This window comes from Curtobacterium sp. MCBA15_013 (assembly GCF_001865095.1).
GTDB lineage: Bacteria > Actinomycetota > Actinomycetes > Actinomycetales > Microbacteriaceae > Curtobacterium.
In genome coordinates, this window is the sequence record NZ_MJGQ01000015.1 from 334,443 (window position 1) to 344,021 (window position 9,579).

The 9,579-nt window shown below is 73.3% G+C and carries 9 protein-coding genes; 5 read left to right on the forward strand and 4 right to left on the reverse strand.

Features of this window, described 5'->3' with window-relative positions:
* Positions 1–63: 63 nt before the first annotated feature.
* From BIV01_RS11090 to BIV01_RS11105, 4 genes are all read right to left on the reverse strand, one after another.
* Positions 64–933 (reverse strand): UbiA family prenyltransferase, encoded by an 870-nt coding sequence (locus BIV01_RS11090; RefSeq protein WP_071302854.1) that lies wholly within the window; start codon positions 931–933, stop codon positions 64–66.
* 40 nt (positions 934–973) lie between these two features.
* The gene (locus BIV01_RS11095) at positions 974–1,846 is read right to left on the reverse strand and encodes a GNAT family N-acetyltransferase (protein ID WP_071302906.1); all 873 of its coding nucleotides are present in this window, start codon (positions 1,844–1,846) and stop codon (positions 974–976) included.
* Positions 1,847–1,859: 13 nt separating this feature from the next.
* Positions 1,860–3,425: a long-chain-fatty-acid--CoA ligase gene (locus tag BIV01_RS11100; protein WP_071302855.1), complete on the reverse strand. Its 1,566-nt coding sequence runs from the start codon at positions 3,423–3,425 to the stop codon at positions 1,860–1,862.
* 87 nt (positions 3,426–3,512) lie between these two features.
* On the reverse strand, positions 3,513–4,418 hold the full coding sequence (locus BIV01_RS11105; protein ID WP_083413971.1) for a DMT family transporter: 906 nt from the start codon (positions 4,416–4,418) through the stop codon (positions 3,513–3,515).
* A 70-nt stretch (positions 4,419–4,488) separates the two neighbouring features.
* Here BIV01_RS11105 and BIV01_RS11110 point away from each other — a divergent pair, with 70 nt between their 5' ends.
* The 5 genes from BIV01_RS11110 (at position 4,489) to BIV01_RS11130 (ending at position 9,568) form a co-directional block, all read left to right on the forward strand.
* Entirely contained in the window at positions 4,489–5,337 is an 849-nt protein-coding gene (locus BIV01_RS11110; protein ID WP_071302857.1) for a LysR family transcriptional regulator, read from the forward strand.
* A 90-nt stretch (positions 5,338–5,427) separates the two neighbouring features.
* Positions 5,428–5,865: a helix-turn-helix domain-containing protein gene (locus BIV01_RS11115; protein WP_083413972.1), complete on the forward strand. Its 438-nt coding sequence runs from the start codon at positions 5,428–5,430 to the stop codon at positions 5,863–5,865.
* A gap of 31 nt (positions 5,866–5,896) precedes the next feature.
* Complete coding sequence (locus tag BIV01_RS11120; protein ID WP_071302858.1) at positions 5,897–6,493, forward strand: PIN domain-containing protein; 597 nt, start codon at positions 5,897–5,899, stop codon at positions 6,491–6,493.
* A gap of 34 nt (positions 6,494–6,527) precedes the next feature.
* Complete coding sequence (locus BIV01_RS11125; protein ID WP_071302859.1) at positions 6,528–7,355, forward strand: fructosamine kinase family protein; 828 nt, start codon at positions 6,528–6,530, stop codon at positions 7,353–7,355.
* 98 nt (positions 7,356–7,453) lie between these two features.
* A complete protein-coding gene (locus tag BIV01_RS11130) occupies positions 7,454–9,568 on the forward strand; it encodes an ArnT family glycosyltransferase (protein ID WP_254791822.1) in 2,115 nt (704 codons plus the stop codon).
* Positions 9,569–9,579: the final 11 nt, after the last annotated feature.

Genomic DNA, 9,579 nt, shown 5'->3' on the forward strand with positions numbered 1-9,579 from the left:
CGGGCCGGTCGCGCGGGCCGGGCGCGCGGGTCGGGCGCGCGGGCGGGGCGCGCGGGCGGCGGGTCAGGCGACCAGGCGGGCGCCGGCGAGGCCGAGCTCGACGACGAGCACGAGCGACGACGCGATGACGAGTCGGAACAGCACCCGCGATGCCCGCCCGGCCAGCACGAGCCGCACCCCGACCCCGGCGAGCGCGACGACCACGACGGTCCCGAGCACCGCGAGCACCACCCCCACGCCCCGGACCGGATCGTCCCCGAGCACCTGACCACCGAGCACGAGCAGCGCCGCCACGACGAGCGACCCGAACGCCGTGACGCCCGCGCCCCGGAGCCCGAGCCGGTGCGGGAACCCCCGGACGCCGGTGGCCGCGTCGTCGACCAGGTCCGGCAACACGTTCGTGCAGTGGATCGCCACCCCGAACACCGCGCCTGTCGCGATCGCCCACCACGCCGGCCAGTCGCCGTCCCGCCCGGCCGAGACCGCCACGACCGGGAGCAGCCCGAACGCGACCACGAACGGCACGACGGACCAGACCGTGCGCTTGAGCCCTGCGTCGTACGCCCACCCCGCGGCCACGAGCACGAGGTGCGCGACGGCGGCGACCGGCCCGAGGAACACCGACAGGACGACGGACGCCCCGGCGGTGCCGAACGCCGCGCGACGGACCGTGCCGACGGCGATCGACCCCTGCGCCACGGGCTTGTCCGTCCTGCCGACCGCCCGGTCGCGGTCGGCGTCGATCCAGTCGTTCGCGAGCCCGATCGAGAGCTGCCCGGCGACGACGGTCAGGGCGACGAGGACGACCGTCCACCACGCGTGCCCGACCGCCACGGCGATCACCGTCGCGAGCACGGTCACGGTGACGGTGGGCCCCGGGTGCGACGACGCGAACAGCAACCGTGCGGTCGAGGGTCGGCGTGGCCGGGTCACAGGTGCCAGCGTACGTCCGGCACACGCCGAGTCACTCGACTCAGGCCCGCCGGACGCAGTCGAGCCGTTCCGGGAGCCTCGTGAAACCCGCCGCCCGGTAGGTCGCGACGGCGCTGCCGAGGTCGCTCGGGGTGCAGACCCACGCGATCGACGCTCCCGCCTCGCGGAGCATCGCCGCACCGGCGACGCAGATCGCGGTCCCGTGCCCCGCACCGCGGTGGGCGGCGTGGACGCCGAGCGGCTCGATGAGTCCGGGACGGCCGCGACCGGCCGACCAGACCGTGATCCCGGCGACCGGTTCTCCGGCGTCGTCCCTGCCGAGCAGACAGCGAGCCTCCGCGAACGGTGCACCGGCGGACATCGCCCTCCAGCGCTCGTCGGTGAACGACCCGTTGTCCCAGGCCGAGCGGTGGACCGCCGTGAAGTCGGACGTGTCCGCGCCGTGCACGATCTCGACGTGCAGCGACGACCCGCGTGCTCCGACCGGCGCGGCCAGGTCGAGGGACAGCGGCGTCCAGGACTCGCCGGCGCCCCATCCCGCAGCGTGCAGCGCTCCGCGCAGGGCGGTGCCGTCCGGTACCTCGATCGACGCAGGGCCGCTCGGGAGCACGCCGGTGCCGGGGTCGGAGGCGTCGGCCGCCAGGGCGCGCGCGAGGTCCGGGTCCGTCCAGCGCTCGGGCGCCACCGTCATGCGGAGCGTGGTCGGTCCGTCGAGGAATCCGACGGCGACGATCTGCCCGTCGACCTCCCAGAGGCGCACCGCACGCGCGACCGCGTCCGCCCCGTGGCGCCACGCCCACCCGAGGTCGCCGGGGTGGAGCTGCACGAGTGCGTCGTCGCGCTGCCACGACCGCAACGCCGCCAGGCCCCGAGCGAGTTCGGACGGCGATGGTGACCGCACCACGGTGTCCACGTCCACGTCCACGTCACCCGGCCGCCGGGACCTCCGCGCCGAACCGGTCGACGAGCTCGCGCTTGAGCACCTTGCCGCTCGGGCCGAGGGGCAGCGCGTCGAGGACGTGCACCGCCCGGGGGTACTTGTAGGCAGCGATCTCGGCGGCGACGAAGTCGATCAGCTCCTGCGGCGTCGCCGTCGCCTCGGCACGGAGCACCACGGCGGCCTCGACCTCCTGCCCGTGCAGCTCGTGCGGCACACCGAACACCGCGGCCATCGTGACGTCGGGGTGGGTCGCGAGGACCTCCTCCACCTGCCGCGGGTACACGTTGTAGCCGTTGCGGATGATCATGTCCTTCGTCCGGTCGACGATCGTCAGGTAGCCGTCGTCGTCCTTCGTCCCGAGGTCGCCCGTCCGGAACCACCCGTCGACGATCGCGGCCGCGGTGTCCTCGGGACGGTCGAGGTACCCGTTCATGAGGTTGTGCCCGCGGATGACGAGTTCACCGATCTCGCCGTGGGGCAGCATCACGATCGCGTCGTGCTGCTCCGGGTCGGCGATCTCGACGTCGACGCCCCACACGGGGGTGCCGATCGTGCCGGGGCGCGGCGGCCGTCCGACGTGGTTGAAGGTCGCGACCGGCGAGGTCTCGGTGAGGCCGTAGCCCTCGTGGATCGGCGCGTCGTAGACGTCCTGGAACCGCTCGAGGACCGCCAGTGGCAGCGAGGCGCCGCCGGAGATCGCGTACCGCAGCGTCGGACGGGCATCGGAACGGGTCGCCGCGTCGAGCAGCGCCATGTACATCGTCGGGACGCCCATGAAGATGCCGCACCCGTGCTCGACCATCGCGGCGAGCGCCGTGTCGCCGTCGAACTTCGGCAGCATGACGATCGTCGCGCCGACCCGGAAGCCGGTGTTCATCGTGCAGGTCTGCCCGAAGGTGTGGAACAGCGGCAGGGCGCCGAGCAGGACGTCCCCGCGGTGCATGTCGAACGTCGTCATCAGGTTCGTGTTGACCTGTTCGAGCAGCGAGAAGTGCGACCCCTCCGCGCCCTTGGGCTTGCCGGTGGTGCCGCTCGTGTAGAGGATCGTCGCGGTGTCGAACGGGTGCCGGGGGACGTAGGTGTCGAGTGGTTCGGCCTGCTCCGCGAGCGCTTCGAGTCGGTCCGGCGAGTCGGCCGGGGCGAGCACCGTCACCACGTCGACCTCGGCGAGCTCGGCACCGGCCGCGCCCTCGCCGAGCAGCGGTGCGGCGCAGACGAGCAGCGAGGCGCCGCTGTCACGCAGGACGTACTCGATCTCGCGTCGCTTGAGCAGCGCGTGCACGGGGACCGCCACGGCGCCGAGCGCGAGGGTCGCGTAGTAGACCCGCGGGAAGTCCTCGACGTTCGGGACGAGCATCGCCACACGGTCGCCCGGTCCCACGCCGCGGGCCCGCAGCGCACCGGCGTACGCGAGCGTCTGGCTCCAGAGCTCGGCGTAGGTGGTGTGCCGGTCGCCGACGATGACGGCGACGTCGTCCGGGTACCGCGCTGCGGACTCGGCGAGGATCGCTGCGACCGAGGCGGTGGCGCTGGTGTGGTGGGTGGCGGTCATGACCGGTCTCCGTCTCCGTCGACGACTCCGTGGACGACTTCTCGGCCCGATCCTACGGCCGCGGTCGCTCTCGGATCCGGCCCCCGTTCAGGCGGGAGCCCGCACGCCCAGACGCCGCCTGCCCACCACGCCCGACGCCAGCGCGATGCCGAGCAGCACCACGAGTCCCCCGATCGGCTCGTTCCACCGGACGTGCTCGCCGAGGACCAGCACGCCGAGCACCACCCCGACGACGGGCGTCAGGTAGGTGACCGTCGAGGCGCGACCCGCTCCCCACGCCTGCACCAGCCGCGTGTTCCAGGCGTAGGCCAGCCCCGTGCCCACGCAACCGAGTGCGACCATCGCCCCCACGATCCTCCAGTCCAGCCGTACCGGACCCGTGGCGATGACGGGCGCGACCAGCAGGAGCAGTCCGGAGGCCAGCGTCAGCTGCACCGTCGCGAGCGTGACCGGGTCGTACGCGCTGCCGACCGCCACCCGGCGCAGGTACGCGAGGCCGATGCCGTAGCACGCGGTCATCCCGAGCAGCGCGACCTGCCCCGGCACGCTCGCCAGGACCTCCGGGTCCCCGATGACGTTCCACGGACCGACCAGCACCAGGACGCCGACGATCCCGAGCACGATGCCCGCGACCTGCCGTCCGCGGAGCCGCTCGGACGGCACGAGCACCGCGAGGGCCGCCAACGTCATGATCGGCGTCGTCGCGTTGTAGATGCTCGCGAGACCGGACGGCACGGTCTGCTCCGCCCACGCCATGAGCGACGACGGCACCGCGTTGAGGAACACCGACACCACGAGCAGGTGTCCCCAGACCCGTGGCTCCCGCGGCCAGCGCCGGCGGGTCGCGAGCAGGACCGCGACGAGCGTGAGCGCGCCGAGGACCGTGCGCACCGTGGCGACCTGCTGCGGTGCGAGCCCGTCGAGCCCGATCTTCGCGAACAGGAAGCTCGAGCCCCAGGTCAGTGCCACGAGGAGGTAGAGGACCGCGTTCATGTCGCCTAGTGTCGACATCCTCGGCGCATGCGGCAAACGCATGTCGCTCATGAACGGATGAGGAAGACGCATGACCGTCTCGGTGCCCCAGCTGCGCGCGTTCGTCGCCACCGTCGACGCCGGCTCCTTCACGGGTGCGGCGTCCACGCTCGGCGTCGGGCAGTCCGCCGTGTCGCACGCCCTCGCCGGGCTCGAGCGCGAGGTGGGCGGTCCGGTGGTCCGGCGCGGGGCGGCCGCCGTCACGACGCCTCTCGGCGACCGTCTGCTGGCCCACGCCCGCAGCGTGCTCGCCTCCGTCGAGGCCCTGGAGGCAGTGGTCCGGCCCGCCACGGCGCGCGGCACCGTGCGCCTCGCGGCCGTCCCCACCGTCTGCCAGGGCCTGCTGCCGCGGCTCCGCGAGCTGTGGGCGGTGACGCTGCCGGACGTGGACGTGCAGGTCTACGAAGGAGACGACGACGAGATGCCCGAGTGGCTCGAGGCCGGCACGGTCGACGCCGCCGTGCTCGTCGACCCGACGCCGGTGCCACCGGGTGGTGTGGTCGTCGCGCAGGACGAGATGGCCGCGGTGGTCCGCCGCGACCACCCGCTCGCCGACCTCCCCGCGCTGACGCTCGACGACCTGCACGAGGACGGGCTCGTCGCGGGCGGTGGCGGGTGCGAGCACCAGATCCAGCGGCTGCACGAACTCGACGGGCAGCCGTTCCGCTACGCCCACCGGGTGCGGGAGATGAGCACCATGTTCGGGATGATCGAGCGGGGCGAGGGCGTGTCCATCGTGCCGACGCTCGGTCGGGTGATGCTGCCGCCGGACCTCGTCATGGTGCCGATGGCCCGGCGACTCTCACGGACGCTCGTGCTGAGCGGGCCGACGTCCCGCGAGTGGCACCCGCTGGCGAGGGCGCTCGTCGACGCGGTCTGACCCGCTACCGCAGGTTGCATTTGCAAGTGCAACCGCCGTACGGTGGCAGTGGACTGCACACCGCAGCCGTACTGACGAACGGAGGCCGCCATGCACGCCGTGACCACCACCGGTCGAGCGGTACCGATCGACGAGGTCGCGCGGCACGAGGCAGCGGACGTCGTGTCCGCAGCCGGCGACCGACGGGTGACCACCGTCACGATGGCGCTCGACGACGGCTCCTCGATCGCTCTCCCCAGCAGACTCGGCACCTTCCTCGCCGACCTCGTCGAGAGCATGGCCGGCGGCGCAGCAGTGTCGACGAGGGTGCTCCCCGACGAGATGACCACGACCGTCGCGGCCGACGTCATCGGGGTCTCGCGGCCGACCCTCGTGAAGATGATCGATCGCGGCGAGATCGCGGCGCACCGCGTGGGCACGCACCGGCGCCTCCGACGCGACGACGTCCTCGCGGCGCGCGCTGCACGACGGCGCGAGCGTCAGGCCGCTGCACAGGAGCTCCTCGAAGCAGGCGAGGCGTTCGACTGACACCGCGCGGACCGCTACGGTGTGAAATGTGATGCTCCAGCGGGTGTTCGTCGACGCGAACGTGCCCTGCAGCAGGACGCTGCGCGACTGGACCTGCCTCCTCCGGCTTCGCACCGACGGGATGTTCCAGCTGCACACGACGGAGGACGTGCTCGCCGAGACCATCCGGACCCTCCGCCGGAAGCACCCCACGCTCCCGGGCGGGGCAGTGACCCGACTGCGCGCAGCGGTCCTCGGCGCGGTGGACGAGCTCGTCGAGGACTTCGACGCCACGGTGGCGTACGGCGGATCGGACCCGGACGACCGCCACGTGCACGCAGCCGCCGAGGCATGTCGCGCCCACGTCCTGCTCACCGATGACCGCGGATTCGCCTCGGACGACGCCGCGAACGACGAGGTGTACCGCTCGGACGACTTCTTCGTGCTCGTGGACGACTCGGCACCGGCGGCGGTGCGTGACGTGGTGCGTCAGCAGACGCGCTACTGGGCATCACGTCCGGACGAGAAGCGCCGCGGGCTCGCCGTCGCGCTGCGCGACGCGGGGTGCCCCGCGTTCGCCGCCCGGGTCGAGTCACACCTGCGGGTCCTCGCCGGCGGGGAACGGGCCGCACCGGAGCGCATCCGCTGACCCGGCACCGAGGTGGCGTCGGCAGGATGGGGCGATGGCCGAGACGCACGTGAAGACCTTTGCCTCCCCCGACGAGGCCGCCGCCGAGGCAGCCGGGCTGGACTGGCTCGCCGAGGCCGAACCCGACGGCGGCACCCGGATCGCCCGCGTGCTCGGTCGACCCCGCCCGACGGTCCTCGACCTCGAGCTGATCCCGGACGGTTCGCCGTCGACGCGGCAGGCCGAGCGGTTCGGGCGGTCCCTGGCGCACACCCACGCCGCGGGCGCCGAGCACTGGGGCGCGCCGCCCTCCGGCTGGCCGACGGACACACCCCTGCGGATGGGACGCTCCCGCACGCCGTTCGTCGCCGCGGCGGACGCGCCGGCGACCTGGGGCGAGTTCTTCGCGGAGTACCGGATCCGCGACTTCGTCCGCCGCATCGTCGACGCCGGCGGGTTCGACCACGCCCAGGCAGCTGTGTTCGACCGGGTCGCCGACCGGGTCCACGACGGGACGCTCGGGTCCCCGCAGCCGAGGCTCGTCGGTGACCGGCCGGCGAGACTGCACGGCGACCTCTGGGCGGGCAACGTGCTCTGGCCGACGGACGCGGACCCGGTGGACGGGACGACGCCCACGGGAGCGGTGCTCATCGACCCCATCGCGCACGGCGGGCACGCCGAGACGGACCTGGCGCTCCTCGGGCTCTTCGGACTCCCCCGGCTCGAGGCCGTGCTCGCCGCCTACGACGCCGAGTCCCCGCTCGCCGCCGGGTGGCAGGAGCGGGTCGAGCTGCACCAGCTCGCGCCGCTGCTCCTGCACGTGTTCCTGTTCGGCGGCTCGTACACGGGGGCGGCGCTGCGCGCGGCGCAGCGGTACGCGTGAACTGCGCGCCGCGCGTCTTAGGGCGCGCATAGCCGACGCAGGGTGACAGTCGGGGAACGCCCGGAATCCTCACTGCCATGACCACGTACCCGATACCCGTGACCGATCGACGCGAGACCGCGCGCACCGACGCGCGGGATCGGCGCCGCAAGCCCGTCGCCCGCCTGTTCCTCGGCGAGCGCGAGGACGCCCGCTGGCTCCGGCCCGCGTTCTGGGCGCTCCTCGCCGTGACCGCCGTGGTGTACCTCTGGGACCTCAGCGTCTCCGGGTACGCGAACAGCTTCTACGCCGCCGCCGTGCAGGCCGGCACGAAGTCGTGGGAGGCGTTCTTCTTCGGCTCCCTCGACTCGTCGAACTTCATCACGGTGGACAAGCCCCCGGCCTCGCTGTGGGTGATGGTGCTGTCCGCCCGGCTGTTCGGCTTCTCGAGCTTCAGCCTCCTGCTCCCCCAGGCCCTCATGGCCGTCGGGTCCGTCGCACTCGTGTGGGGCACGGTCCGCCGCACGCTCGCCCGGCTCGGGGCCACCACGGCGAACGTCGGCGCGCTGCTCGCGGGCTTCGTCGTCGCGGCGACCCCGGCCGCCGCGCTGATGTTCCGGTTCGACAACCCGGACGCGCTGCTCGTCCTCCTCATGACCGCCGGCGCGTACTGCACCGTGCGGGCGCTCCCGAGGGGCAGCTGGAAGTGGATCGCCCTCGCCGGGGTCGCCCTCGGGTTCGCCTTCCTGACGAAGATGCTGCAGGGGCTGCTCGTCCTGCCGGCGTTCGGCCTCGTCTACCTGTTCGCCGCTCGCACCACCTGGGGCAGGCGCGTCGTCGGCCTGCTCGTCGCCGCCGGGTCCCTCGTCGTCGCCGCCGGCTGGTGGGTGGTCGCCGTGTGGCTGTGGCCCGCCGAGTCCCGCCCCTACATCGGCGGCTCGACGAACAACACCGTGCTCGACCTCGTGTTCGGCTACAACGGCCTCGGTCGGATCTTCGGCGGCTCGGGCAACGGCGGCGGAGGCGGCGGCATGACCGGCGGCACCGCGGGCGGTTCGTTCGGCGGCTCGACGGGTCTGAACCGGCTGTTCTCGTCCGAGATGGGCCTCGAGATCTCGTGGCTCCTGCCCGCCGCACTCATCGCGCTGATCGTCGGCCTGGTCGTCGTCGGCCGCCGTCACCTGGCCGACCCGGCCCGCGCCGGACTCGTGCTCTGGGGTGGCTGGCTGCTCGTCACCGGACTCGTCTTCTCGTACATGTCCGGCACGATCCACCCGTACTACACGGTCGCGCTGGCCCCGGCGATCGCCGGACTCGTGGGCACCGGCGGCGCGCTGCTCTGGCACGCCCGCGAGCGCTTCACCGGCCGCATCGGTCTCGCCGCCATGATCGGCGTCACGGCCTTCTGGGGCTGGTGCCTGCTCAACGAGAACCCGACGTGGCTGCCCTGGCTCCGCTGGGTGATGCTGGCCGGCGGCCTGCTGTCGGCAGCGCTCGTCGTGATGGGCAGCGTGCCGTCGCTCCGCAGGCTCGTCACGATCGGCGTCCTCGCCGGCACCCTGTTCGGGCTCAGCGGCACCACGGCCTACGCCCTCGCCACGACGACCGTCGCGCACTCCGGTTCGATCCCGAGCGTCGGTCCGGCGGGCAGCAGCACCGGCGGCATGGGCGGCGGTGGCACGGGTGGCATGCCAGGAGGCGCGGGTGGACCCGGCGGGTCGACCTCCGGTTCCGAGAGCGGCGGCTCCAGCACCGACGACGGCTCCCAGCAGGGTCCCGGCGGGACCCCGCCGGAGGGCATGACCGGCGAGGCGCCCGGCGACTCCGCCGGTGGCACCACCGAGGGCTCGACCGACGGCGCCCCGAGCGGCATGGGCGGTGGCGGGTCGACGACCTCGTCGGCGTTGCAGAAGCTCCTCGAGGCGTCCGACGCGAAGTGGGCCGCGGCCGTCAACGGCTCGCAGTCGGCCGCACAGCTCGAACTCGACACCGACACCGACACCGCCGTGATGGCGATCGGCGGGTGGTCGAGCGACCCGGCGCCGACGCTCGCCCAGTTCAAGGCGTACGTCGCCGACGGGGACATCGGGTACTACGTCTCCTCCGGCTCCGGTGGCGGCGGGATGGGCGGCGGTTCGTCCACGGCGTCGGCCATCCAGGAGTGGGTCGCCGCGAACTACGAGTCCACGACCGTCGGCGGCCAGACCGTCTACGACCTGAGCAGCACGAAGTGATCGACGACGAG